The sequence below is a fragment of the Caballeronia sp. AZ1_KS37 genome (assembly GCF_023631165.1).
Classification (GTDB): Bacteria; Pseudomonadota; Gammaproteobacteria; order Burkholderiales; family Burkholderiaceae; genus Caballeronia; species Caballeronia zhejiangensis.
In genome coordinates, this window is sequence record NZ_JALQDP010000078.1 from 1 (window position 1) to 234 (window position 234).

Consider the following 234-nt stretch of genomic DNA (forward strand, 5'->3'; position numbering starts at 1 on the left):
TGTTCAGGCAGAACAGCCCGATGAACGTGAGCGTCGCCAGCACGGTCTCTTTCGCGACGATCGTCGACTCGACCTTGAGCAGGCGCTGAAAATCCAGCAGCAAGACGAGCCCGACGAGTACCCCCGCCGCGGCGACGCCGATCACGGCGAGCAGCATGATGCCCCGCGTAACGATGGTCTGCAGCGCGTCGCGGTCGGCGGACGATTCCGCATCCGCAACGAGATTCACGAGTC

1 pseudogene is annotated in these 234 nt (G+C 64.1%); it reads right to left on the reverse strand.

The window, feature by feature from the left end:
* Positions 1-234 (reverse strand): annotated as a pseudogene (locus NCS00_RS33285) (lipopolysaccharide biosynthesis protein); the annotation flags it as partial.